At 40.6% G+C, this 26,321-nt stretch carries 26 protein-coding genes and 2 pseudogenes; 9 read left to right on the forward strand and 19 right to left on the reverse strand.

Going from position 1 to position 26,321, the window contains the following annotated elements; all coding sequences use genetic code 11:
• Nucleotides 1-389 precede the first annotated feature (389 nt).
• Nucleotides 390-827 carry a peroxide-responsive transcriptional repressor PerR gene (perR, locus tag CBF27_RS13390; RefSeq protein WP_245986113.1) on the reverse strand — a complete coding sequence of 146 codons (438 nt, stop codon included), beginning with the start codon at nt 825-827 and terminating at the stop codon, nt 390-392.
• 98 nt (nt 828-925) lie between these two features.
• Entirely contained in the window at nt 926-1,843 is a 918-nt protein-coding gene (cysK, locus tag CBF27_RS13395; RefSeq protein ID WP_126815146.1) for a cysteine synthase A, read from the reverse strand.
• Between the two features lie 168 nt (nt 1,844-2,011).
• Between cysK and CBF27_RS13400 the strand changes: the two genes are divergently transcribed.
• Complete coding sequence (locus CBF27_RS13400; RefSeq protein WP_126815148.1) at nt 2,012-2,746, forward strand: hypothetical protein; 735 nt, start codon at nt 2,012-2,014, stop codon at nt 2,744-2,746.
• 63 nt (nt 2,747-2,809) lie between these two features.
• On the opposite strand, the gene lspA is transcribed toward CBF27_RS13400, so the two are convergent.
• The 3 genes from lspA to CBF27_RS13415 form a co-directional block, all read right to left on the reverse strand.
• Nucleotides 2,810-3,265: a signal peptidase II gene (gene lspA / locus CBF27_RS13405; RefSeq protein WP_126815150.1), complete on the reverse strand. Its 456-nt coding sequence runs from the start codon at nt 3,263-3,265 to the stop codon at nt 2,810-2,812.
• The gene (locus CBF27_RS13410) at nt 3,262-3,912 is read right to left on the reverse strand and encodes a CBS domain-containing protein (RefSeq protein ID WP_126815198.1); all 651 of its coding nucleotides are present in this window, start codon (nt 3,910-3,912) and stop codon (nt 3,262-3,264) included. Before CBF27_RS13410 ends, lspA begins: the two co-directional genes overlap by 4 nt.
• 148 nt (nt 3,913-4,060) lie before the next feature.
• A complete protein-coding gene (locus CBF27_RS13415; protein WP_126815152.1) occupies nt 4,061-5,731 on the reverse strand; it encodes a formate--tetrahydrofolate ligase in 1,671 nt (556 codons plus the stop codon).
• 174 nt (nt 5,732-5,905) lie between these two features.
• Between CBF27_RS13415 and CBF27_RS13420 the strand changes: the two genes are divergently transcribed.
• Nucleotides 5,906-6,118 carry a cold-shock protein gene (locus CBF27_RS13420; RefSeq protein WP_126815154.1) on the forward strand — a complete coding sequence of 71 codons (213 nt, stop codon included), beginning with the start codon at nt 5,906-5,908 and terminating at the stop codon, nt 6,116-6,118.
• Between the two features lie 21 nt (nt 6,119-6,139).
• Here the strand turns inward: CBF27_RS13420 and CBF27_RS13425 are convergent, their stop codons facing one another.
• Nucleotides 6,140-6,580: an EbsA family protein gene (locus tag CBF27_RS13425; protein ID WP_126815156.1), complete on the reverse strand. Its 441-nt coding sequence runs from the start codon at nt 6,578-6,580 to the stop codon at nt 6,140-6,142.
• A 79-nt stretch (nt 6,581-6,659) separates the two neighbouring features.
• Here CBF27_RS13425 and CBF27_RS13430 point away from each other — a divergent pair, with 79 nt between their 5' ends.
• Nucleotides 6,660-7,064 (forward strand): ribonuclease HI family protein, encoded by a 405-nt coding sequence (locus CBF27_RS13430; RefSeq protein ID WP_126815158.1) that lies wholly within the window; start codon nt 6,660-6,662, stop codon nt 7,062-7,064.
• A gap of 1 nt (nt 7,065) precedes the next feature.
• On the forward strand, nt 7,066-7,638 hold the full coding sequence (locus CBF27_RS13435; RefSeq protein ID WP_126815160.1) for a DNA-3-methyladenine glycosylase I: 573 nt from the start codon (nt 7,066-7,068) through the stop codon (nt 7,636-7,638).
• 91 nt (nt 7,639-7,729) lie between these two features.
• Here CBF27_RS13435 and CBF27_RS13440 read toward each other — a convergent pair whose 3' ends face one another.
• Nucleotides 7,730-8,080 carry a hypothetical protein gene (locus tag CBF27_RS13440; protein ID WP_126815162.1) on the reverse strand — a complete coding sequence of 117 codons (351 nt, stop codon included), beginning with the start codon at nt 8,078-8,080 and terminating at the stop codon, nt 7,730-7,732.
• Between the two features lie 168 nt (nt 8,081-8,248).
• Here CBF27_RS13440 and CBF27_RS13445 point away from each other — a divergent pair, with 168 nt between their 5' ends.
• The 5 genes from CBF27_RS13445 (at nt 8,249) to ald (ending at nt 13,495) form a co-directional block, all read left to right on the forward strand.
• Nucleotides 8,249-9,649, forward strand: coding sequence for a TrkH family potassium uptake protein (locus CBF27_RS13445; RefSeq protein ID WP_126815164.1), 1,401 nt, complete (start codon nt 8,249-8,251; stop codon nt 9,647-9,649).
• 80 nt (nt 9,650-9,729) lie between these two features.
• Entirely contained in the window at nt 9,730-10,056 is a 327-nt protein-coding gene (locus tag CBF27_RS13450) for a DUF3784 domain-containing protein (protein WP_170175124.1), read from the forward strand.
• 149 nt (nt 10,057-10,205) lie between these two features.
• The gene (locus CBF27_RS13455; protein ID WP_126815168.1) at nt 10,206-11,549 is read left to right on the forward strand and encodes a Mur ligase family protein; all 1,344 of its coding nucleotides are present in this window, start codon (nt 10,206-10,208) and stop codon (nt 11,547-11,549) included.
• Between the two features lies 1 nt (nt 11,550).
• The gene (locus tag CBF27_RS13460; protein ID WP_126815170.1) at nt 11,551-12,243 is read left to right on the forward strand and encodes a type 1 glutamine amidotransferase; all 693 of its coding nucleotides are present in this window, start codon (nt 11,551-11,553) and stop codon (nt 12,241-12,243) included.
• Nucleotides 12,244-12,364: 121 nt separating this feature from the next.
• Complete coding sequence (ald, locus tag CBF27_RS13465; protein ID WP_126815172.1) at nt 12,365-13,495, forward strand: alanine dehydrogenase; 1,131 nt, start codon at nt 12,365-12,367, stop codon at nt 13,493-13,495.
• A 181-nt stretch (nt 13,496-13,676) separates the two neighbouring features.
• On the opposite strand, the pseudogene CBF27_RS13470 reads toward ald, so the two are convergent.
• The 12 genes and pseudogenes from CBF27_RS13470 to CBF27_RS13530 form a co-directional block, all read right to left on the reverse strand.
• Nucleotides 13,677-14,165 (reverse strand): annotated as a pseudogene (locus tag CBF27_RS13470) (methionine adenosyltransferase domain-containing protein); the annotation flags it as partial.
• Nucleotides 14,166-14,548: 383 nt separating this feature from the next.
• Nucleotides 14,549-15,553 (reverse strand): SIS domain-containing protein, encoded by a 1,005-nt coding sequence (locus tag CBF27_RS13480; protein WP_126815176.1) that lies wholly within the window; start codon nt 15,551-15,553, stop codon nt 14,549-14,551.
• A 24-nt stretch (nt 15,554-15,577) separates the two neighbouring features.
• Nucleotides 15,578-16,399, reverse strand: a complete 822-nt coding sequence (locus tag CBF27_RS13485) for a PTS system mannose/fructose/sorbose family transporter subunit IID (protein WP_211334673.1) — start codon at nt 16,397-16,399, stop codon at nt 15,578-15,580.
• Entirely contained in the window at nt 16,386-17,177 is a 792-nt protein-coding gene (locus CBF27_RS13490; protein WP_126815180.1) for a PTS mannose/fructose/sorbose/N-acetylgalactosamine transporter subunit IIC, read from the reverse strand. The genes CBF27_RS13485 and CBF27_RS13490 overlap by 14 nt, the downstream gene beginning before the upstream one ends.
• Before the next feature lie 12 nt (nt 17,178-17,189).
• The gene (locus CBF27_RS13495) at nt 17,190-18,026 is read right to left on the reverse strand and encodes a sugar phosphate isomerase/epimerase family protein (protein ID WP_126815182.1); all 837 of its coding nucleotides are present in this window, start codon (nt 18,024-18,026) and stop codon (nt 17,190-17,192) included.
• Complete coding sequence (locus CBF27_RS13500; protein ID WP_126815184.1) at nt 18,026-18,496, reverse strand: PTS sugar transporter subunit IIB; 471 nt, start codon at nt 18,494-18,496, stop codon at nt 18,026-18,028. Before CBF27_RS13500 ends, CBF27_RS13495 begins: the two co-directional genes overlap by 1 nt.
• A 14-nt stretch (nt 18,497-18,510) precedes the next feature.
• Complete coding sequence (locus tag CBF27_RS13505) at nt 18,511-18,930, reverse strand: PTS sugar transporter subunit IIA (protein ID WP_126815186.1); 420 nt, start codon at nt 18,928-18,930, stop codon at nt 18,511-18,513.
• Nucleotides 18,931-19,002: 72 nt separating this feature from the next.
• Nucleotides 19,003-21,774, reverse strand: coding sequence for a sigma-54-dependent transcriptional regulator (locus tag CBF27_RS13510; protein WP_126815188.1), 2,772 nt, complete (start codon nt 21,772-21,774; stop codon nt 19,003-19,005).
• Between the two features lie 530 nt (nt 21,775-22,304).
• Nucleotides 22,305-22,772, reverse strand: coding sequence for a PTS glucose transporter subunit IIA (locus CBF27_RS13515; RefSeq protein WP_126815190.1), 468 nt, complete (start codon nt 22,770-22,772; stop codon nt 22,305-22,307).
• Nucleotides 22,769-24,384 (reverse strand): annotated as a pseudogene (locus CBF27_RS14640) (alpha-glucoside-specific PTS transporter subunit IIBC). The gene CBF27_RS13515 and the pseudogene CBF27_RS14640 overlap by 4 nt, the downstream one beginning before the upstream one ends.
• An 18-nt stretch (nt 24,385-24,402) precedes the next feature.
• Nucleotides 24,403-25,737, reverse strand: a complete 1,335-nt coding sequence (locus CBF27_RS13525; RefSeq protein ID WP_126815192.1) for a family 4 glycosyl hydrolase — start codon at nt 25,735-25,737, stop codon at nt 24,403-24,405.
• A 106-nt stretch (nt 25,738-25,843) separates the two neighbouring features.
• Nucleotides 25,844-26,188 (reverse strand): SIS domain-containing protein, encoded by a 345-nt coding sequence (locus CBF27_RS13530; protein ID WP_126815194.1) that lies wholly within the window; start codon nt 26,186-26,188, stop codon nt 25,844-25,846.
• Nucleotides 26,189-26,321 lie beyond the last annotated feature (133 nt).

A 26,321-nucleotide genomic window follows, 5' to 3' on the forward strand; every position in this document is an offset into this window, starting at 1 on the left:
TTGGTTCGTCTTACTTTATTCAGTTTTCAAAGGTCTACGTGTGCGTTTGTAGCAACTTTTATATCATAACAGCTGGCGTTTGTTTTGTCAACTGTTTTGATGACTTTTTTTGAAAAGTTTTTTCTGCTGACGCGCGACTGATTGTCGTGCTCCGACGCGAACTTTCATATCTTAGCATAACATCTTTTCACTTGTCAACTGCTTTTTAAAAAAACTTTTATTTGATGTTGTCGTCTTGGCGACATGTAATAATATATCAGCTCTTATTACAAAAAGCAAGTAGTTTTTTAATAATAATGTGTTAGTTTGTCAAGTTGTTTGACCCACCTGAAAAAAACCAAGAAACATAATAAAAAGGAACCTGAAAAGATAAGATTCCTTTTTATCTGCTACGCTTCTTTTTCTTGACATTCAGGGCAGATGCCGTATAGCTCAAGCCGATGCTCCGCAATCTTGAAGCCGGTCAATTTTTCGGTGGCTGCTTCGACATCCTCCAAGCCCGGGTAAAATGTATCGATTATTTTACCGCATTTTGTGCATATTGCGTGATAGTGTTTTGTCTGAGTGAAGTCAAACCGACTTGATGCATCACCGTAGGACATTTCTTTGACAAAGCCGATTTCTGTAAAAAGTCTCAAATTATTGTAGACTGTTGCGACACTCATGTTAGGAAATCTATCTTCTAAAGCTCTGTATATTTCATCAGCAGTTGGATGACTGTGACTTTCGATGAGGTACTCCAAAATGGCATTTCGTTGCGGTGTAATTCGAATATCCGACGCTTTCAATTTTTCAACAGCACCTTTTATCATCTGTTCAGTTGTCATAAAATCCCCTCCTTACTGATCGTAAATACTATCCTATTTATATAATACTATCTACAATAGTTTTTAGCAAGATTTAGAATTATTATAATCTGGAAATTTTATTGATACAATTCTGTTGAGAGATATCTCTCGCCGCTATCTGGAATGATTGTCACAACTTTTTTTCCGGCCCCGAGCTGTTTTGCTACTTGGACAGCTGCGTTAATGGCGGCACCAGCTGAAATACCGACTAGAATCCCTTCTTGTCGTGCCACGTCGCGTGCTGTTGCCAGTGCGTCATCGCCAGGGACAGCAATAACAGCGTCATATACCGTCTCATCTAACACTTTAGGAACAAAGCCGGCACCAATCCCCTGAATTTTATGGGGACTATGTTCGCCGCCTCTCAACACTTTTGATTCCGCTGGTTCGACAGCATAGATGCGGATATCAGGATACACTTTTTTCAATGCTCGGCCGACACCTGTGATTGTACCACCTGTGCCAACCCCTGCTACAAATGCGTCAATTGTTTCTCCTTCAAAAGCCGACAGTATTTCTTGTGCCGTTGTTTTTTCGTGGATCTCCGGATTGGCCGCATTGTCAAATTGTAGAGGCATGAAGTAACCTTCTTTTGCTGCAAGTTCTGTAGCTTTGGCAATCGCTCCTTTCATGCCTTCTGCACCCGGTGTTAAAACCAGTTCAGCACCAAAAGCCTTCATTAGTAATCTTCTTTCGATACTCATGGTGTCCGGCATAACGATTTGGACTCGGTAGCCTTTGGCCGCACCGACCATTGCCAATCCAATACCGGTATTACCGCTTGTTGGTTCCACAATTGTATAGCCAGCTTTCAAGTTACCTTCAGCTTCTGCTTTTTCTATCATGCTCAACGCAATCCGGTCCTTGACACTGCCTCCCGGATTGAAAAACTCTAACTTGGCAAAAACCTCTGCCTCCTGCTCAGACACAACCTTGTTCAACTTGGCAATCGGAGTATTTCCGATAAGCTCATTAATAGATGCTACTTTTTTCATACAGCTGCCTCCAATCTTTTGGTTACTACTATTTATATCATTTTTTTTCCAAAAAACGCAATATTTTGAATTCTTTTTTTTGACACAGCCTGCAGTTTGCAGAAAGATTACGGCCGTGTTACAATTATTACAAGAGGAGGAACCTAGTTTCTGAAAGGCGTGAGACAAATGAAGAAAAAAATGATCTTTGCTTTAATTATATTATTCAGTCTATTTTCTTTTCAAGCAGTCAGTGCAGCTGAAACATCTGACATCGTTACACCTGATGTTTCGCATGCAGATGTAAACGAAGCTACTCTCACTATCGATAACCTAGCAATTGATGAATCTGCTTATCTCTTGTCGGGAACAGTTTCGCCAAACACAACGGTTGAAGTTTGGGATGAAGCCGGTTTTTCAGGAGAAACAATCAGTGACGAGGCCGGCGCCTTTAGTTATACATTTGACTACCTGCCAAAAAGAATCCGTGTCAGACTTGTCGGAAACTCAGGCGAAGTGGTTGAGGCTATGGTTTTCACATCTGCTGACCACATTGGCGGATACGGCAGCGTCGACTCTGCTGACGGAGACACACAACCGGCAGCGGCTAACCCAGTCCCTCCTGCAAACAACGAGAGCGAAACGAGTGACACAAAAAAACAAATTGTTTCGGACGATGTGTCTAACCAGCATAAGTCAGCACCGACCCCGGCTGAAAAGACACTGTCAAATGAAACACAAGGTGATGCAGAAACAAAAACTAAAAAGGATAAAGCCGCACCGACCCGCAACATTTTCAATGCGACTTTGCCAAAAACAGATGAAGTGGTTGACAACGTGTTTTTCAACACTGGATTGGTCTTTTTGGCGTTGCTGATACTGTTCGTCTTTGCACTTCAAAGAGGCCGCAACAGAAGATATTGACCCTTTCAATAAACATCAAAAACCGTTTGAAGCGGCATTCGTGCCAATCTTCAAACGGTTTTTTTAATTAACTGTTTTTCCTTCAAAAAATAGTAAATAGATAAACACACAGGCAACGCCGGTTGTCAAAAATGCATCAGCTAAATTAAAAATCGGAAATTGAAAAAATTCGAACTGGAACATATCGACCACATAATTTAAACGGATGCGGTCAATGAAGTTGCCTATCGCGCCGCCTAAAATCAAGCTGAGCCCGACCGTCATCCACTTGCTTTCATTCAAATTCTTAACAATCATGACCGGCAGCACCACAATCACGACGAGTGTGATAATATAGAAAAACCACATTTTTCCGCTCAGCATCCCCCAAGCGGCTCCGTCATTTTGGATGTGTGTCAGGGAAATTATCGGGTTATTTCTAAAAACAGTTTCATTTAAAGGAATATGTCTAACGACCCAGAACTTCAACAATTGGTCCAGTGCTACTGTGATAATGACAATTATAGTATAAAGCATCATTTTTTCTCCGTTCTATCAACAAATAAGTCTTTGGGGCGGATGATTCCAATCAGATCACCGCCGGGACGGCCGTTATGAGTAATCAGGATGGTTTCTAAACGGGGATTTTCCTGAAACAGTTTGACCGCCTGAAAAACAAATTGCTCCCCACTCATAAACTGGACGGATAACCTCTTTCTGTCCATATCCATGATGTCTGAAATTTGCTGGTTGTCAATGACCACCGTGCCTTTCTGAGATTCCTTTGCCAGCCACTGGCCGATTCCTTGGGTCGTGAGCAACCCGACAAATCTGCCCTTATTGTATATTGGAAATTGAGAATAGCCCTTGTCTGCAATAATATGCAGCAGTGTGCTGAACGGGGTCGAATATTCAAATGCCATGACCTTTTTCCGAAAACGTACATTCAGTTTTTCCGGCATCAGCAATTCATGTTCGATTTCTCTGATTTTCTTAATGACCCAATCGTTGGGTTCTGCGATGACAAAGTCCGGTGAAATCATGTCGTGGACAATGGCATTCCTCAGCTGGGCAATTTGAATCAGGTCATCCTCGTAACGGGCAATTTGCAAATCTTTGCGTTTTTTCAGCACGTGGGCCATTTGCGTGAACCCCATATTTTGAGGACGCTCAAGTTGTCCTTGCATCCATTTTTCAATTCGATTAAATATCGCCAGAAATTCTCTTGAATTTTCAGTCACTGCCGCTCCTCCAAATCAACTAACAATCGTTACTAGTTAGTATATAATAAAAAAAGTGAAGTAAAAAGGATTTACTCCACTTTTATGTGATATTTTAGAATAGACCTGTTGCATTCCCTTGACTGTCAACGTTCATTTTATTGGCAGCCGGCTCTTTCGGCAGTCCTGGCATCGTCATGACATCCCCGGTCAACGCAACAATAAAGCCGGCACCGAGCTTCGGCACAAATTCTCTGATGGAAATCGTAAAGTCTGTCGGCCGTCCTAGACGGTGCGGGTCATCAGATAGGGAGTACTGGGTTTTGGCCATGCAAACGGGCAGCCGGTCCCAGCCGTACTTCTGAAACTCTTTCACCTGTTTTTTAGCTTTTTGGGACAACGACACGTCTTTCCCGCCATAAATCTTGGTGACGATAGCTTCCAGTTTCTGCTCTATGCCGCTTCCTGAATGATAGAGAGGAGTGTAGCGGCTTTCCATCGTATTAATCGTCTCGACAACTTTCTCTGCTAAGTCTGTCACTCCTTCTGCGCCTTTTTCCCAGCCTTGCGACACACTGACGGGCACACGCAGCTGCTCGCACAGTTCAAACAAATAGGCTGTTTCCTTGTCCGTATCGCTCACAAATTCATTGATGGCTACGATCACCGGCACATTATACAGCTGCATATTTTCGATATGCTTTTGCAAATTGGCAAATCCGGCCCGCAGCGCGTCAACGTTCTCCACGGTCAATTCATTTTTCGGCACACCGCCGTGCATCTTCAGCGCCCTGATAGTTGCGACAATGACTACTGCATCAGGTGTTTTGCCAAGATTCGGCACCTTGATATCCATGAATTTTTCGCCGCCTAAATCGGCACCGAAACCTGCTTCTGTCACAACGTAATCGGCCATTTTCAGTGCTGTTTTAGTGGCGATGACGCTGTTGCAGCCGTGCGCGATATTGGCAAACGGACCGCCGTGAATCAAAGCGGGCGTGTGGTAAATCGTTTGGACAAGATTCGGGTTCAGCGCTTCTTTTAACAACAGTGCAAGTGCTCCTTCAACCCGCAAGTCGCCGACGGTCACCGGCTCTCTCGTATATGTATAACCAATGATAATATTGGATAGGCGTTTCTTTAAATCGTCCAAGTCAGTTGCCAAGCAGAGAATCGCCATGATTTCGCTGGCGACAGTGATATCGAACCCGTCTTCACGCGGTACACCCTGCATCGGGCCGCCAAGACCAATCGTCACATGGCGCAGCGCCCGGTCATTCAAATCCACGACACGTTTCCAGATAATCCGTCTCGGGTCAATGTTCAGTTCATTCCCCTGATGGATATGATTGTCAATCAAAGCAGACAACGCATTATTGGCAGTGGTGATGGCGTGCATATCACCGGTAAAGTGCAAGTTGATGTCTTCCATCGGCAGGACTTGCGACCGGCCTCCGCCTGTGGCACCGCCTTTGACGCCCATCACTGGTCCGAGGGATGGCTCGCGCAGCGCAATCATCGCATTTTTCCCGATTTTCCTCAACGCATCGCCAAGGCCGATTGTCACTGTTGATTTTCCTTCACCTGCCGGAGTAGGATTGATGGCTGTGACAAGGATCAGTTTGCCGTCCTCGTCGTCTGACAGATCGTTTAGTGCATTCAGCTTTATTTTAGCTTTATATTTTCCATACTGATCGTAGGAATCCTCAGACAGCGATAATTTCTCAGCAATGTCTTTGATTGGCAGTAACTCTGATTCTTGAGCGATTTGAATATCAGTCTTCATGGAACTCCCTCTTTCGTAAAGTTTTCTGTTTTGTTTTATTATATCATTAGTATACGTCATTTTTGTTAATTTTTATTATTTTTCATTTAATTGATTCCAAGATTGACCTTTTAAATCGAAGAACGTATAATATATTTTATATACTTAGTTATATTTACACTGGGGGAATGTTCAATGCTAACAGGTATCGTAAAGTGGTTTGATATTCAAAAAGGATATGGCTTCATTCGTTACAACGAGGATGATGAGATTTTTGTGCATTTCACGGCGATTGAACAGGAGGGTTTCAAGTTTCTTTCCGAAGGGCAGGAAGTAACCTTCGAAATCAAAGAAGGCGCCCGGGGTCCCCAAGCTTCCAGTGTGACAGTTATCAGTGACAAGAAATAAAAAATAAAAAGTGTTGGCAAATTATTTGCCAGCACTTTTTTCCGCACTATAGATGATTCCGTTAAATTGTTTCTCTCTCTCAAGACACTCGATCAACCGCGCCTTGTCTTTCGGCAGCATCAAATAAGACTTTGGGTGCTGTCCGTTAAAAACAACGGTCAAGCCATGACTGCCGACAGAAATCTGGGCAATCTCGCTCACTGATGCTCGATATTCATTGCGCTTTAAAACGGCATGACAATGAAGTGTGTTGTTTTGAAGGATAAACCTCCGCTTCAAACTTAATACCCCAGAACCTAGAAACAGCGCAAACATGATCAGACTGAACAAATTGATATTTCCTTGAGATTCCAATAAACCGATGAATCCCATAAACAGCAGGAAAAATGTCAATGACCAGTAAATCACGCTGATTGACAATTCTGGCTGATAACAAAAAGTTTTTTGATTATCTTTTGTCATATTGACCTCCACCTCATTTGATCAATAAACCTATACTAACATAACTAAAAAAATAAAAAAATAAAAATGGAGTAAATCAATGCTGAAAATCTACACAGATGCCGCCACAAACCCAAAGCAGAACGTCAGCGGCGCAGGTATCCTGATTGTAGGTGAAAACCTGCACCGGCAGTTAGCGCTGGTCTTGCACACTGGCGACAATCACGAGGCTGAATTTATGGCTGTTGCAGCGGCACTGCGCTACTGCATCGCACAAGATTGGCAGGAGCAAACCATCATGCTGCATACTGACAGCAAAACAGTCGCACTGGCGATTGATAAAAATTATACAGGCAAGCCGGCCTTCCAGCCGTTGCTGGCTGAGATTGAGCAGCTATTGGAAGCTTTCAAACTGGTGCTGATCCGCTGGATACCGGAAGCCAAGAACAAAGGTGCTGACCAGCTGGCAAAACAAGGCCTGCAAAAAGCGCTGAAGGAGAAATAAGATGACTACTGACAACCGCTGCGGATGGGCTGTTCATCCTCTGGAAATACAATATCACGACAGCGACTGGGGAATCCCCAAAAAGGATGATTATACACTATTTTATATGCTGATTTTAGAAGGCATGCAGGCAGGACTCAGCTGGCTGACCATTCTAAAAAAATGGCCGGATTTTTTTGAAGCATTTGACCAATTTGATATAGAGCTGGTGGCGGCTTATGATGAAGACAAAAAGACATCATTGCTCGCAAACAAGAAGATTATCCGCAACCGGCGGAAAATCAATGCCGCTGTTGAGAATGCCCGGTGCTTCAAAAGCGTTCAGGAGGAATACGGGTCATTTGCTGATTATCTCTGGGGGTATGTCAATCACACACCCATTCAGAACTACTGGAAATCAATGACTGACATCCCGGCACACACACCTCTCTCTGAAAAAATCAGCCACGACCTCAAAGCTCGCGGCTTCCAGTTTGTGGGACCGACGATTATCTATGCGTATATGCAATCGGTAGGTATGGTCAACGACCATCTCGTGTCCTGTCCCTGCCATGAAACAGTCAAACATTTTTAACCAAACAAAAAGTCCGATAACGCTATCGGACTTTTCTGTCTATCAATGAACGGGGCTTATTTTTTAGGCCCGCCGTTCCAATCTCTCTAGGTTAAATGTTGGCTTTTGCGGAAAATGGCCGTGACCGGACACCCGCAAACAACGCCTGCTTCAGCCATGCAAAAAAAGGCAGACGCAAATCATCGGCTTCACCCGCGTGTGTTGTCAAGCAAGTCACACCCAGCATCAGCAGACCTTTCCACATGCCCAGCAGCAGTGCTTCCAAACTGCCGAAATAAGGCATGATTTCTGTTGGCAGGAGTAAAGAACCTGTCGTCAGGACGATCAGGCCGGATGTCGTGACCCGCCACTGATTTTGCGTCAATGCAAATTTCTCTTTGACCAGATACAGCAAGAGGATTAACAGCATAAAACTGTTTCTTAATAACAAGTTCACCAACATTGCACTCACTCCTTCCACCTTATTCTAACAAATCAGACTGCTCGGTGCCTCATTCTCAAGTCCTATCTTTTCAACAGCTTTTTTGGTGTGATTCGCTAGTGAAAAGCTGACTTCCCTGATATACTTTTAAATAACATGACGCTAAATTTGTCTGAAAGGACTCCTTTTATGAAACGCACACTTTTATTTGAAAAATTCCGCCGGCGCAAAGACCACTACATTGCAACGCATTTTTCCAGCATCCAAATCATTTTTGGCTACTATGTAGCGGTGGTCATCGTCGCATTTGTTCTGTTAAGCTTGCCGTTTTTCAGAAACAGCGGTGCTGAAACGACACTGTTCGACACGCTGTTTATGGCTATCAGTACAGTCAGTGTCACTGGGCTGAGCACGTTTAATATCAGCGATGTCTTCAATCAGCGGGGCATTATTCTACTGGAAATACTTTTCCAGGTCGGCGGTCTGGGTATCATGATGATTTCCACATTCTTTTTCATTTTAACCAGAAAACGCATTTCTCTGCGGCAAAGACAGCTGATCATGACCGATATGAACCAGCCGAAATTAAGCGGCTCCGTGCGTCTGATTCGCACCACGATGTTGATTCTGCTTTGGATTCAACTGCTTTTCGGCATTTTCTTCTCGATTCATTTTTACTTTGTCGGACACCAAGAGTCAATTAGTGATGCCATCTTTTTTGGTTTTTACGAAGCCATTTCCGCTGTGACTAATTCCGGCTTTGATGTCACCGGCATGTCAGCTGTTCCTTATGCCAATGACTACCCATTTATTTTATCCCTGATATTTCTTATCATGATTGGCGGTATCGGTTTTCCGGTCATTATGGAAGTCAAGGAATGGCTCTTTTACAAACGGCAAAAAGGTGGTCTGCCATTTCGCTTTTCCTTGTTCAGCCGGCTGGCGATCAGTGCGTTTATTATATTTTTCATCGCCGGAACGCTGGTTATTTATGCCTTGGAAAGGAACCATTTGTTTCAGGATATGCCGGAAATTCAAAAGTGGATTTCTTCCATGTTTTATGCCATGTCAACAAGAAACGCCGGCTTACAAATCAATGACCTCAACGACTTTCAAACGCCGACTTTGCTTATCTTCTCGGTCTTGATGTTCATTGGCTGCAGTCCCAGCTCGGTCGGCGGCGGCGTGCGGACGACGACTGTGGCAATTTTAGGCTTGTATATGCTTTCTTTCATCAAAGGAGAAGAAAACGTTAGTATTTTCGGCCGGAGAATTGATAACCGCGACATCAAAAAATCCATTGTCGTGTTTAATCTTTCGCTGATTATGTGTTTTGTCGCTGTGCTGATTCTGACTGTCACAGAAGAACAGTCGTTTATCGCCATTGTTATGGAAGTCGCTTCGGCCTTTGGAACAACTGGTCTGTCTCTCGGCATTACCGGCGAACTCACCTTTATCGGAAAACTGGTAATCGCTGCACTGATGTTTATCGGCCGAATCGGCATGCTGTACACCTTAATGATTTTTATTCCAAAAGAGCAGCAGGATAAAGGCTATACATTCCCTACTGAAAAAATTATTATCGGCTAGTCAGTTAATTTTTTTTAAAGAACACTTTTTTTCCCGGCGTCTCAGGCGTAAAATAAATGAATAAAGAAAAGAGGTGTCCAATGATGCATGTCGCATTCTATCTGTTTTTCTTGCTTTTTATAGTGTTGTTTGTAGTGGTCGGCTGGCAGTTTTACAATGGCCGGTGGCTGTCGCTGAGTGCCGGATTTTATCGGATGAATCCGGAAGAGCGCAAACAAATCGACCAGAAAGCGCTGGGTCGTTCTCTCGCCCGCTTGTCATTTCTAACGGCGGTCATTTTGCTGCTGGTCATGTTGTTTCCTGATAATCTGGAAATCGTCATTGGCGCGTCGCTTCTTCTTGCCCTTGGCAACTGGCTGACTCCGTCGGAAACATCTGACAAAGTCAAACAGTACAGAGATGAATAAGAGTTTTTTACACAGGATTGCTGCATCTTTCTCCCAAAGAAAGATGTTTTTTTGTTAAGAATTCGGTTTGGCAAACATTTCAGCTAAATATTTTCAGTTGAATATGGTATGATAAGTTGTATTTATCGAAAGAACTTGGAGGAATTTTAATGGGCTTACGCAGTCGATTGGCAATCAGTGCCGGAAAAACAATCCAGTGGTTTTTAAAAACTTTCTTCAAAGGCGGCAGCAGTCTGCCTGGAAAAATAGCGTTGAAAATCGATCCGACTGTTTTGCAAGAACTGGCAAAAGATTATCACGTGATAGTGGTAACAGGCACAAACGGCAAAACATTAACGACAGCACTGACTGTGAACATCCTGAAACAGGAACATCAACATGTCTTGACCAATACTACCGGTGCCAATATGATTCAGGGAATCGTGTCGACTTTCCTGACGGGAACCGCACGAACCGGCTCGGAAAATTTTGCGGTTTTGGAAATTGACGAAGCTAGTCTGAGCAAAGTCACTGAATATATCACACCTGAACTGTTCGTGTTCACGAATATCTTCCGTGACCAGATGGACCGCTATGGTGAAATTTATACAACGTACCAGCTGATTGTGGACGGCGCCGCAAAAGCGCCTGATGCAACGATTTTGATGAATGGCGACTTGCCTATCTTTAATTTTCAAAAGACGGCAAACCCGCGACAGTACTACGGCTTCGACCATGAAAGCGACAAAGAACAAATGGCACACTACAACACGGACGGTGTCTTGTGCCCGCACTGCCACCATATTTTGCATTACCGCATGCTGACTTATGGCAATCTCGGCAAGTATTACTGTCCGAATTGTGATTTCAAACGTCCTGAACTATCGTATCGGCTGACAGAAATCAGCCGCATGACAAATGTCTCTTCGTCATTTGTGATTGACGGGGAAGCTTATCACATCGAAGTGGGCGGCATGTATAATATTTATAATGCGCTGGCGGCAACAGCTGTGGCGGAATACTACCACATTTCTCCGCAAAAAATCCGTCAAGGCCTAGCCTACGATGAAAAAGTGTTCGGGCGCCAGGAAATCATCACCATAGACGGCAAAGAGTGTACCCTGATTTTGGTCAAAAATCCAGTCGGGCTGAATCAAGTGCTGGAGACAATCAAACTTGCGCCTCAGCCATTTTCCATGGTCAACTTATTGAATGCAAACTATGCTGACGGAATCGATGTCAGCTGGATATGGGACGGCAATTATGAACTGCTGGCAGAGATGAACATTCCAAAAGTCATTTCCGGCGGAGAACGATACGAAGACATGACACTCCGCCTGAAAGTTGCCGGGATTGAGGAAGAACGATTATCTGAAATTCCTGCCCTTGACGCGGTTATTCAAGAAATCAAACATCTGCCGACACAACATGTGTACATCCTTGCTACCTATACCGCCGTGTTGAATTTGCGGAAAGAACTGGCACACCAAGGCTATCTGAAAGGAGGCATGTAACATGACTGCTTACTCGCTGGACGTATGCCACTTGTACGGCAATCTGCTGAATACTTATGGTGATAATGGGAATTTGCTCGTATTAAACTATTATGCGAAACAAGTCGGAATTCAGTTTAATATACAAATCGTCAGTATTTATGAAGCTTTCAACGCCTCCGACTATGATTTTGTCTTTTTCGGGGGCGGACAGGATTATGAGCAAGTCATTGTGTCCAAAGATATCCAAACTAAAAAAGAAGAACTGACAAAATATATTGAAAATGACGGCGTAATGCTGGCGATTTGCGGCGGCTATCAGCTGCTTGGTGAGTATTACATCGGCGCTAACGGGGAAAAGATTTACGGCATCCACGCCTTACCCCACTACACACTCAGTCAGGACAACAACCGGTTTATCGGCGATATTGAAATTTACAACGAAGCTTACAATGAAACGTATGTCGGTTTTGAGAACCATAACGGCATCACTTTTCTCGGTGAAGGCGAACAGCCTTTAGGAATCGTCAAAAAAGGCTACGGCAATAACGGTCAAGACCAAACGGAAGGCGTCATTTACAAAAATGTTTTTGGCTCTTATTTCCACGGTCCGATTTTGGCTCGCAATAAAAATCTGGCTGTACGATTATTGAAAACAGCCCTTAAGAAAAAATATCCTGATTTTCCTGAAAACATCTTTGATTCATTATCATAAATAACGAAGGTATCTTATAGAGATACCTTTTTTATATGATGTGGCTGGCATTGATTTGCATTTAGCGGTATAATATGACTGTTAAAAGAACGTTGAAAATAATGAAACGAGGTCTTATTCTGTGAAAATTGGCATACCAAAAGAAGTCTTAAACAATGAAAACCGGGTCGCTGTAACGCCTTCCGGTGTACATCTCTTTATCGAAAACAATCACAAAGTTATTATCCAAAAAGGGGCTGGCGAAGGCTCCGGGTTTAGTGATGAAGAGTATCAAGCAGTGGGTGCAATTTTAACTGATGATATTGAAGAGGTTTGGCACGTTGACATGGTGATGAAAGTCAAAGAGCCGGTGAAAGACGAATTTAAATACTTTCATGAAAACTTGATTATTTTTACTTACCTTCATCTGGCGCCGCAACCTGAATTAACCGAAGAGCTGATGAAAAGAAACGTCGCTACCATCGCCTATGAATCAGTCAAACTCCCCGACGGCTGCCTGCCTTTGCTCACACCAATGAGTGAAATAGCCGGAAGAATGTCGGCACAAATCGGCGCTTTCTTCCTTCAAAAAACGATGTCCGGTTCAGGTATCCTGCTATCCGCGGTACCAGGTGTTGAACGCGGGACAGTCGTCATCATCGGCGGCGGCGTGGCCGGTGCCAATGCTGCAAAAATTGCTGCCGGACTGGGAGCCAAAGTTAAAATTCTTGATGTCAACGCCCGCCGTCTCGCCCAGCTGGAAGAAGTCTTCGGCAACGACGTGGAAACCATCATGTCCAACCCTTACAATATTGCTGAAGCAGTGAAAAGCGCTGACTTGCTGATTGGTGCGGTCTTGCTGCCAGGAAGAAAAGCTCCTTCCCTTGTCACCGAAGAGATGGTTAAAGAAATGAAGCCAGGCTCGGTTATTGTCGATATAGCCATCGACCAAGGCGGGATTTTTGAAACGACGGACAAAACCACGACTCATGATGACCCGACATACGTCAAACACGGCGTTATCCACTATGCCGTACCAAACATGCCCGGCGCTGTTCCTAGAACGTCCACATTTGCATTGACCAACGTCACCCTGCCATATGCTCTTGAGCTGGCTAACAAAGGCTTTAAACGGGCTGTGGCAGAAAATAACGCGCTGGCAGCAGGTGTCAATACGCTGAACGGCGCGCTGATCTCAAAAGAAGTCGCAGCAGACCAGCAGAAAGAAGCACAGTCTCTGGAAGATGTGTTGGCAGGGATGAAGGAGTTTTAAAGGTTTTAAAACGACAGTTCAAATAAATATATCACTTCTATAACTGGAACGCCCCTAAAAAGTCTAGCTTTTTAGGGGCGTTTCAATTATTCATTTAGTGTCTTACTAATTTATTTTCATCTTTCATACACATACTATAAGTTCTTATTGCTATAAAGGCGAACCAGCAATTCTAACTTTTTTAATCAAGAGCTTTCAAAACCTGTTTCAATTTTTCCTGCTGGTTGACTTTTTCCCACTCAAAATTGTTAAAATTATTGAAATGGCCATAAACAGAGGTCTTACTGTATAAAGTTTTTTTCAGATGGAGTGCTTCTATCATCCCTCTTGGTGATAAATCAAACATGTTTAAAACAGCTATTGTTAAATTCTTTCTTGAAACCGAGCTGGTCTTAAACGTTTCAATATCAAGTGCTACGGGCTCTTCATAACCAATCGCATACGATAATGCCACTTGGCCACTTTTAGCCAAGCCGGCAGCGACAATGTTTTTTGCAATATAGCGGGCCATATAGGCCGCGGAACGATCCACTTTCGTCGCATATTTTCCTGAAAAGGCACCACCGCCATGCGGGATTTCCCCGCCATAGGTATCTACAATAATTTTCCGTCCAGTTAGACCAGTGTCACCAAACGGTCCGCCAATGACAAAACGGCCTGTGGGAGGCACTTTGTCAAATCGGACTGATAGTATCACCAACACACATCGGAGTAAGGAGCAAGTCTCCTTCTCCGGTATTTTTTATTTAATTTGAAATAACCCATGCAGTAAAAAGATTCGCGTGCGCATAGTTAGGGAATTTTTAAAACCGTAGGCAATGCTTTTCAAGGATCGACACTCTGTTAATTTTTGCAGGACACGATAATGGATTTGTGTTGAAATAAAGCAGTGACGGTTCACAAGAGGTGTCTGAGCAGTAAAATAAGTGCCGCAAGCCCGGCAGTGGTACCGTTGCTTTTTTTTACAAAAAATAATAGGACCGATAGAATTTTTCTATCAGTCCTATAAATTGTAGTGCTGCTTTTTTCTAACGTTTACTGCTGCTTAAAATTTTAGTAATCAAACTGGCGGTAATATCTCCTGATTTCCAGCGGGTGACAATTCAATTTTTCTACATGAGCATCTATTCTTTGGGTCACACAGTGCATCAACAGAGGAGAAAGAATCCGTCCACGGTACTTTTCACTAATTCCTGCTACCGGGTAATCTTTGGTATCGATAAACGTGTAATTGGCACAAATTCGCGGCAACATGTTTTTGACTCGTTCAGCCAATGGCCGCTGCTCATCCTCACCTAAGAACAACGTCACAGGGGTAGTCTCCTCAACAATTTCCAATGTGCCATGCAAAAATTCCGACGCATGGATTGATTTTGAACGTAGCCAGCTTTGTTCTTCCCAATAGCACATCGCATAAGAATAAACCGCTCCCCAATGATTACCCGCACCGATGAAATAATGCATGTCATCATGACGATGCTTTTCTGCAAAAGCGAGGCCAAATGCATCAGCTTGTTTTTCTGCTTCCACAAGTCCTTTCGCTAAATGTTGTTCCAATTCTCCATAATAGTCTTCGTAATCAGCAAAGTCACCGTTTTTATTCATCAAACGATCGGCTGCCATGAAAAACTTGAGTTGTTCAGTCCCCGGCGCTGGATACGTAATAACATAATCACACTTTTCAGCTAACAGGCTGCCCTCTTGGTCGATAAAGCCAAGTAGAGTTGCTCCAATTTTTTTGATTTCATCAACTGCTACGACAACTTCTTGAGTCGTACCGGTAACTGATGACAGAATAACAAGAGACTTTTCTGTTAGCCGGCGATTGCCAGTCGTATAATATTCAGCAGCATGCTGTACATAAGCCGGCAAATCGCTCTTGCCGTTGATGTAAGTCACTGCTTGCATGGCAGATGCATAGGTTCCGCCGATACCGAGATAGAAAATATTATCAAAACCTTTTTCCCAAATCGTATCAATTATTTTTTCAACATCCGGACGAAGTGCCAGTGCTCCCTGAATATCATCGATTTGTTGTTGTTCGTTAAATTTTAACATATTATTTCCTCCTAAAAATTCTTATTATCCTAAAATACCAAACCATGTTAATGCCACTCCGATAATTGCAGCACCTAAAATTTGCCACAGGACGTTGACTTTACGCTTATTCAAAACATAGAAAATATAAAGAACAGCCAAACTCATAATTCCCGGAATCATGCCATCTAATATGCTTTGCAGAGTTTGCGCGCTCTCGCCTGAGCCGATTCCTAACACAAAATTAATAGATACCATTTCGTTTGTCATTGCACCAATCACCATGACACCTAATATCGAAGCAGCTGTTTTAAACATCTCCATCAAGCCTGATTCTTGAATTTTGGTTAAATAACCAACCCCCAATTGGTATCCATACATCACTCCAAAATACCTGAGAAAATATGCCGGGATATTATAAATCAACAGAAATAAAATCGGACCTAAAATATTACCTTTTTCTGCGAGTGATGCTGCTAAGCCCGTGGCTATGACACGAATAGTTCCAATAAAAATAGAATCTCCTATTCCTGATAAAGGCCCCATCAGTGCAGTTTTAATGGAATTGATTGAAGAAATATCAAACTCTTCACTCTCAGCATTTGTCTCTTCCATTGATGACACAACCCCACCGATGAATGGAACAACTTGCGGTGTACAGTTGAAAAACTCCATATGCCGCTCTAATGATTCACTATATTGTTGTTTATCATCTCCATACAGCTTTTTCATCAGCGGCGACATCATATAGGCGAATGCCAAATGCATCTGTCGTTCATAGTTCCATCCAAATTCCATAGGAAGCGAGCGCCAAAAAATTTTCATTAAATCCTTTTTTGTTACTTGTTTTGTATTAGAAGTCGTCATCATCATCCACCCCCGAACCTGTTGCTGCGACAGTTTGATTATTATTTATTCCTTTGTTATCAAACTTCATAGTGATAAAAATCAAGATCAAACCGAACAATGCGACACCTAATACTGGAATTTCAAAGTAAGCCGACAGTAAAAAACCTAAGAAGAAATACGGCAAGATAGACTTGTTTAAAATCATCTGTAACAGGATTGCAAAACCAATCGCAGGTAATAGATTGGCTGATACTTCCAGTCCTGTAATAATTTTATCCGGGATTACATTTAAAACTTTTTCGATTTGTGCACTGCCTAAATAATATCCGAGAAAGCACAGTACCCCGCGTCGCAAACATTCGAGTAATCCAATGGACCACATCGATACCGTAATACCGCCAGCTTTACCTTCTTTAGCTGCCCGGTCACCTGCATGAGCAATCATTGGAAAGATGATACTCATCAAGTTGCCGATTGCCAGAGACAGCATGGCAATTGGCATGGCAATCGTAATTGCAGCACCGACACCTTTGCCTAAACTAATCGCAAAAGCTGTTCCTAAAACGCCTCCCACAATTACATCTGGCGGAAGATATGCTCCAACTGAAACAGCTCCCATGAAAATCAATTCGAGTGAGGCACCGATAATAATACCTTGTGTCAGGTCACCTAGTACTAGCCCTACTAGAGGTCCCATGATGATTGGTCTATTTAGCAAGTTAGAGCCGACAGCGAAATCCATTGGACCAAGAAATCCGATTATGCCAATCAATAATGCTGTTGTTAAATTTTCCATCTTACTTCCTCCTTAATGGATCATATTCTTAATATGTTGAATGACTCTCCGGTCTGTTTCGAATGGCTGATTAAAATAAGATGAATTAGCGAATTCAAAAGTCAGCCATCCCAGATACCCATTTTTTATCAGATCGTTAAAATCTGTTAGTATATCCCGATTGCCGTCGCCCCAAGCCAAATGACCGGTAGGCTTACCATCAACAAAATGACAGTGTCGAATTTTCTCGCCAAAAGCTAAGAAATATTGATCGATTGTTTCATGTGCTCTTGCCATAGCACCAAAATCGATATTTACAAATAAATTATCTTGATTAACTGCCTCCAGATACAACGTCAGGTCATTAATCGTATTTACTAAATGAGATTCATCCGGCTGCAATGCTTCAAGAACAATAGTTACATTGTTTTTTCTTGCAAACTCCGCTAATTCATTCATCATCGAAACTGAACGTTTCCATGCCTCATTGGGATTCTCAGAATAAAAATCCCAGCCTGAATTCAGTGAAAGTTGCTTACAATCAAGTTCTGATGCAACACGTATCGCATTCATAAAATATCTTTTAGCCTTTTCTTGTAGCTGCGGTTCTTTCGCCGCCAAATTATATGGTTTAGGATTACTTTGCTCTGGTGTCAGACAAATCATATGTAACCCATATTGGTCTATCTTTTTTTTGAATTTCTTTGTCTCTTGATACGTCATATCTGAAAGTTCAAAATGATGTGTACAAGTCCAAAGTTCAAAGTTTTGGATATGATTTTTTTTAAGAGAATCAAAAAAATAATCAATTGTATAGTAGCGATAGTAATAGTTCATCCCAGCGATTCGTTTTAATATGGTTTCCTGCATCAAATCACATCCTGAGCCATTAATTTTTTATCTGCAGGTACTTGCCGTATTTCAATTTCAACTCCTTTGCCAACAAGTTCTCTCACTAACTCTTTCTCTTCTGAAGTTACGTTTACAGATTTTGAAATATTCTCTTTGCTTTCACCAGCTTTAGTCCCCCCAAGATTAATCTGCTTGATCTCCGGATAAGCACACGCCAGCGCATAGGCGTCTTCGATGGATTCAACAACAATAAACAGTTTGTATTTATCTGTCACACCGCTTCTTAGCGCTTCAATTGAGTCAGCGATATTTTTGATGACCAGTTTGACACCTTGGGGTTTCGCCAGTTTAATAGTAGTTTTTCGAATGTCATTCGTTGGTACATCATTGTTAGCAATCAGAATACAATCCGCTCCCAAATTCTGTGTCCACGAAAAAGCAACTTGCCCATGTAACAGCCGATGGTCAACACGTGTTAGTACAATCATTGGTTATTCCTCCTTTAAAATTCTTCTTCAGCGACTTCTTGTTCAATTGTTTGATTGCAGAACTGGATTGATTTTTTGGATGTGTCCAAAGTGTGCTCGATTAACTGAAATAGTGAATCAGTTAATTCAAATTTTGTGACGAAATCAATTAGAAATGGTAAATTCAAACCGGCAACTAAATAAAAGTTCTGTCGATGAATATACTTCAAAAACTCATTGTTGACACTTCCGCCAAATAAATCTGTAATTACGACAACCTCTTCTTCTTGATTCTTGCTCATTATTTCTTTAACGGCAGTGCTTAAATCAAAGTCCTCGGTCAAATAACAATCTAAGGTAGAAATATTTTGATTGGTGCCACAGATTAATTGCAAAGAAGAAAGGATCCCTGAAGCAAATTTTCCGTGAGAGGCCAATATCAATTTTCTTGCCATTCTCTTCACCTCACTTACACCATAATAAAAGCAAGTTGCGTGCCAAACTTAGTGGCACGCAACTTGCTTTTATTAAAAATCGTCATCTTTTGTTGGTCTATCAACATTTCGATAAATAATATCATAAATATAGGCAATTTCAGCATCGGGTATATCGACACTGTAATCGGTTTCTATGACACTAAATGACTTTTTGATATTTTCAAAGTCACTTTGGCGACACTGGTAGCATTCATCATCACACTGATATGTGTCGATTGGTACATTGCGAATCAAACGTTCTATCAAACAGCTGATGTGGACATACAGTGCCAGTTTTTTCGCATTGCTTAGTGTAAGATTGGCTTGCGTTTCTAAATCACGCATAAAAAGCTCAATTTCTTTCATCACTTTTTCGGTATCTAAAATCGTTACCGAGTCAATCACCTTTTCCAAAGAAAAATTCCTAATGACATTTTTATTAAACAATTGATTTTCTTCCTCCGTCATTACTGGAGCAAGCCATTCCATCAATTTCTGATTTTCATCACCAGAAATCAACTCCTCTAATGATAGAAACGGAATATCTTCAATTTGAGGATTATCTGTACCGATAATTCCCAACACATCATAAATCGCAAAAACTGTTTCATCTTTTTGATTGTCAGCCAATATATGATATTCGTAAGGTAGAATCTTCAATTCACAGGCACCCGGCAAACTTTTCTCCAATAAATGGCTGATATGAGCTGCTGTACCGATACCTGTTTGGCAAGTAGTTAATAAGGCTTTGAAGCGGTTTTCTTCTGGGTAAATAATTTGCCAATCAAACGCTGCCTGTTTTGCAGATAGTTCAACCATTTCTGAAAGAGCAAGTTTTTTCTGTAAATTTTCACCTAATGCAATGGCTAAAGGTGTTGTTACATTATTCATAATCGCAATTGGCACAGTGATTTGTTTGGGAAAATATTGATATATTTCCTTCAACGATCCCATATCGACAAGAATGACTAGACCGTTGGAAATGTCATTATTTTCGCTGTAATCCAGAATTTCTTCAGCAATACGCTGAGGCGACACATCCAATGGCATATCAAACGACTCAAATATGTCTTTGCCTAAAAAACGATTAGCCACATTGGCTATACTGCTCGCAGTGGCATAACCGTGTGCCACAATGATAGCCTTAGGAATGCTCAGTCCCCTTGTCCAGTCAGCTTTTTTTAAATAAAGAGCCAACACAATGCGGTCCATTTCCGAAATATCCAAATCCAATTTCAGTTTACACAACTCTAAAATACGTTCAACATAATGGTAACTAGTCGGGTACGTCGCCTTAATCTGTCTATCCAAACTGCGAATTAGTTCTTGTAATTCATTATCTTCTGGATACCATTTACTGGACCCACGTTGAAAAAGGTAATAACTTAGCGCATACACACTATTGCCGTTAAACTTGATTTGATAAGCACTTTCCATTTGGCGAAATGTCTCGCGAATATATTGTGTCAAATACAGCAACATCTCGTGTTTCTGCTGCCGATCGGTTTCAAACAGCAAATAGTCGAACAGATGATCCACTGTCTGCTTCAACTGGTTTTCACAATCTGATAATTTGCCATCGGCTTTTTGAAATTCATTGATGATTCTTTCAAACGTATCTATCACGCGTTTCTGATTGGGATTGTAACGTTCAACTAATTGATTGATTGTTGTATTTTCTGTCAACATAATTTCTTCCTGCGTTGGCGTCTGTAAACTTTGCTGATTGTTGTTCAACACAAACTCTGGCAGGTGGTAAATCGTTACTTGAATGTCTTTTAAATCCCTCTGCTCCAAAAAAGCTTTAGCTACTGTCACTTTTACAGTATTTTTCAGCTCACCAATATTCCCCTTAAAGCTGCGTCCTGTCAACAAACTGATAACTTGACCTGAAACAAGCAATCTTTTACTGATTCTCCTTCGTTCATTCAAAAAGAAGGAATAAACTAACTCAATCCGTTCATTACGACTGCGTTCGTATATTGAGGGCATGCGTACTTGAATAGGAATGCGGCGAATAAACGTAGTCAAAAAGGTGCTGTCCAAAGCTTCAGTTGTCGCAAAAAACAAACGGGTTTTTATGTGAATCTGTTTAGCAGTATCCCCCATTCGATAAATCACACCTTGGTCCAGATACGTAAACAACTTCTCCTGACCCTCGGAATTCAGCCGATGCACTTCATCCAAAAATAAGATGCCTCCATTGGCTGATTCAAAGGCACCGGTCTTATCACTATCAGCACCAGTAAAAGCCCCTTTCGCATGTCCGAAGAGATTGCTTGTCAATAACTCAGGGTTATTAGCATATTGTGCACAATTCAACGTTACCAATGGAGCGTTCTCATTAATTAAATCATGAGCCAAACAATACTGATAAATCAATTGCACAAGATAGCTTTTCCCTGTCCCGCTTTCACCAGTAATCAGTACAGGCAGTCCATTATCCGGATAATTCAAAGCCGTCTTTATCTGTTCCACCACTCGATTCAAACTTTTATCATGCCCTATCATTAACGAAAAAAAATCTTTTTCCCGTCCGAACAAAGGCTGCTCTTTCATTATTTCTTCCGTCGAACTGTATACATTACCGCTCAATAGATAAAATTGATGTTCAAATGCTTCTTTATGAAAGTAATACACCGGACGAGAATTGATTTTCACCAGCTTCCCCTCCTTTGTCAGTTGATTCAAATAATGACTGACAGTATTGCGCTTTACTTGAAAAACTTCTGCCAATTTAGCTGCTGTAAACAAATCATTCAAATTGTTCAAATCAATAAAATCTGTTTGATTATTTAAATAACTGAGTAATTCTTGCTTCATATATATCCTCCCAAAATAAACGAAATGGCCCTTTCTCTTAATCATGAATGAAAATTTCGTCTCAAATACATTAACACTATCCTAACATAATTTTTTAATGTTTCGTCATTTTTTACTTCGACATAGAAAATGGTTATTTAAATTGGGATGTGTCGGATGAAAAAGTGACTTAAAAACGTCAGTTTTGTAACTTTAATCCATTGAAAGAACTGACATAAATCTATCCTTTTTAAACCCTTTGTTCGTAATTCTAGTATTATCCCCCTCCTGCCTATTATTTTTCTTTTAAAAAAAGATACAGTAACATGGTACCATTTACTAAAAATAAAAGCTTTTGCCTTTAAATTTTTTTAAAAGTTGAAAAATCACTTCCAATAAGATTTTGAAAAGTTCTCAATAAGCTTCAACTATGAAATGAAAAAAGTATTGAAGGAAAATAAAAATATATTTTCCTTCAATACCAACATTATAACACAAAAAATCATCGTAACTTTTTCCTATTATATGTATTTTCTATTATCTTAAAATGTTTAACTGACCTGATATTTCACACTCGCTACGATACCATCTTCAGGTGCATCAATATTTAATAAAACTTCTCCTTCTAATTCTTGAAAGACAACTATAATCTCAGTCTCCTTACCTAACCGTTTAATTTCTTCTAGATTAACATTAGCAAGTAAATCGTTTCGATCTACAATTTGTTCCTCAGTCACTTTATTATCAATTCCTTGTCCATTAAGCTCAACCGTATCCAAACCTATATGAACTATTACAGACAAACCATTGTCTGAAACTAAAGTAATAGCGTGCTTAGTTTGAAAGATTTGCCTAACTTTCCCTTTTATCGGAGAGAAGACTTTAGAAGACTCTGGAATTACAGCGAAATCTTGTCCCATCATGCCCAGAGAGAATACCTGATCATTTATTTGTGTCAAATCGAGTACTTTCCCCTCAGTAGATTGACATATTTTTTCCTCAATGTGATTAATTTTTATCGTTCATCCTTCATGAGATTATCAAGGGAATTCTTATGAATAATTGAAACTTGCTGTTCTCCCTCCATCAATTCATCAAAAGCTTCCCTTACTTGAGACACCGATAAACCAACGATTATCTGAAATGCATTCCCATTTCTCACCACACCATGTGCTCCATATTTTATAAACTCTGAATCTTCTCTAACAACAGTTTGATCTTTGACAGAAATTCTAAGTCGAGTAGCACAATTAGCTATTGTATCTATATTTTCTTTCCCACCAAATGCTTCTATAAAACCATTAGCTTGTTCTTTGTATTGGCCACTTGCACTTTTAGATTTATAATCAGCTTTTGAATATAATTGAATTTCTCCTTCTTGACGGCCAGGTGTTTTAAAATCAAATTTTAGGATAAGAAATCTAAAAACAACAAAGTAAACTGCAATTGATACAAAGCCAACTAAGAACATATTCACATAAGTTGTATAGTGATTAGGCCAAAGCGGGATAAAATTGGAGGTTATTGCTTCGATCAAACCACCCCCTAAATTACCAACAGTACCAACTGCATATGAAATAGTTGCAAATGTTGCAGCTAGTCCAGCATGTACGAAGAATAAAGCTGGTGCAATAAATAGGAAAGTATAATCAAACGGCTCAGTGATTCCGGCAAATACAGAAGTAAGTAATCCCGGAATAATTAAACTCAAAACCTTCTTACGATTTTCTTTTTTAGTTGTTGACCAGAAAGCTAAAGCAATACCTGGAATGCCAAAATAATTTGATAACCCTTGTAAAGCAAACCCACCTTCTGGAAATAGCGTTTTCAAGCTTTCGCCCGAAGCTGCAAATTGTTGTAAATGTTCATACCAATATAAAGTTGTTCCACCGTCAACCACTGCCGGGCCAAATTGAAATGGGGCATAAATAAAATGGTGCAATCCTGTTGGCAAAAGTGCTTTTTCTAAAAAATATACATAAAAACACCGACATTACCCGTACTAGCCATAAAATTAGAAAGACCAACTATTCCTTGTTGTAACATTGGCCACACAACACAGAAAGCTAAAGCAACTGGAAGAAGTATAAAAAAACCCACCATTGCAACAAGTGCTGACCCTTGAAAAATACCCAACCAATCTGGTAATTCCACTTCAAAAAATTTATTATGAATCCATACGATAATTCCTGCAACAATAATTGCTCCTAAAACACCAGTATCAAGAGTTTTCACTCCACCGACAAAGGCCAGTCCAGATCCTGCAATAGAAGGATCAATCGAAAAATCTACACCAAAAACTGGACCAAAGTTTTCCAACAGTGCAGAAACAAAACTATTAAAAGTCATGTATAGTAAAAAAGCTTCTAAAGCTGCTCTGCCCCTTGCTTTGTTAGCTAATCCTAACGGCAGACCAACTGCGAATACAATATTCATATTATTAAAGACAGTCCAACCACCTGTTTCAATAACACCTAGTATTTTATGATAAGTAGTCCCGTCAGATGCAATATTCCCCACAATAGCAGGATTATTAAGTGCACCGACAATTGCTACTATAAGACCAGAAAAAACAAAAAACAAGACCGGTGTAAACATCGCTCCACCAAAGCGCTGAATTTTTGCCATCATTGGAAATTCCCCCATTCTTTATTTTAATTTTGGCCAATACCCTTCATTTGCTACGATAAATTCGTCCAATACTTTTTTAGCAACATTGGCATTTGGTACAGTTTGATTTAAGGTAAATGCTTTAAGCGCTTTGTCATATGATTCTTCAAAATAAGCGTCAACTAAAAGTTTTTCTGCTGCATTTTGGGCTTCCATTAATCCTTTATGAAAATCATCAATTTCAAATCTTAATGAAATTGGCTCTACTCCTGTCCGACCTACATAAGAAGGTACTTCTACCATTGCATCATCACGTAGATTGGGAATTGCACCCTTATTCTCGACGATTAACATATATCTGCCATGATCATCATTTAAAATTGAAACAGCCATGTCAACAATATATTGACCATGTTCTCCAAAATTAAAATCAAGGATGTTACCTCCAACATGGTTGCGTATTTTTTCAGCCATTATCTTTGTCCGTCTTTCTCGACTATCCATAACCATGTTTGCTCTCGTATAATTTAGGTCCATCTTCTCAACAGTTTCTTCAGAGTATAAATAATACTCCAAGTAATTATTTGGAACTGCATCAGGAAAATTAGTAACAATTTTAGCCATCATTTCCCAAGCTTCTTGCCAGGTTGTATCTCCTTCATTAAATGAAGCAACTTTTAATCCTTCATTTTTTAATCTTTCTAGGATTTCAGGCATAATGTCACGATCTAAAGACTTATCATAAATAGATTTATACCATCCAAAATGGTTAAGTCCGTAATAAACTGGAATCCAATTCTTACGATCATAACCATAATTTCTTGCAATCGTTTCTTCAATTGAAATAGTCATATCACAAGCATTAATCATTTTAATTCTAGGAAAAGCACGTCTAACCGCCTCTGACACAATCGTTTCAGGGTTAGTGTAATTTAGAATCCAAGCCTCTGGTGCATAAATTTGGACATATTCTACAATATTAAGAATTTCTTTAATCGTCCGCAAACCATAAGAGAAACCACCCAAACCGCAAGTTTCTTGTCCTACTAAACCGTGTTTTAGCGGAATCTTTTCATCCTGTTCCCGCATTTTCAAACCACCTACTCGAATTTGGGAAAAAATAAAATCCGCCTGAGTAAAAGCTATTTTAGGATCTGATGTAGCATTCACGGTAATGCAGTGTTCTAAACCTTCTTTTCCAATCTGATATTCAACAATTAGTAACATGTCATCATTTCTTTGGTTATCAATATCATAGAGTATTAATTCACTAAAATCGAACCTATCTCTTGAAGCGATTAATGCCTGAACAATTCCAGGCGTGTAGGAGCTTCCTCCACCTACAATTACTACTTTCAAGTCTTTTAGTTTCATTTTTTTACCTCCTCTTTTCTATAGTATAACAGCCCATTATTGAAATATTTTTCGGAATGAATTCGGTTTCAGAAAAATATTTCAAAAAAACACATTAGCTAAAAAGCTAATGTGTTAATCGTTTAATACTTCTCAATTCACTGTAGACAATGTAAGAGTCTGATAAAATGCGAGCATTCATCTCCAAAGAAAATCTACTTGCCGTTTCAAGCGTAGTTGAAAGTTTTTTGATTGGTGACTTATAAGATAGTAAGCCAAAATCTGCTGTATAATATAATGGACTCGTATCATTACTGGTTAAGACGATAATCTTAGCTCTGTTGTTCTTAACTAAGTCAGCCGCTTTGACTAAACATGCTGTTTCTCCACTCAAACTTATAAATATAACAGTATCAGATGGTGTTACCTTTTCCCCATAATATAAAATCAGGTCATCATCATCTATTGTCATGCAGTATGGACAGGCTACACTGGACTAGACAATAAAAATAAGGTGTGTAAACTATAATAAAACACACTGGAGGAATCAACATGTCAGAACGTAGACCGAGACGGACATTTACCAAGGAATTTAAACAGCAAAT

Origin of the sequence: Vagococcus acidifermentans (assembly GCF_003987655.1) — a bacterium.
GTDB classification, from domain to species: domain Bacteria; phylum Bacillota; class Bacilli; order Lactobacillales; family Vagococcaceae; genus Vagococcus_B; species Vagococcus_B acidifermentans.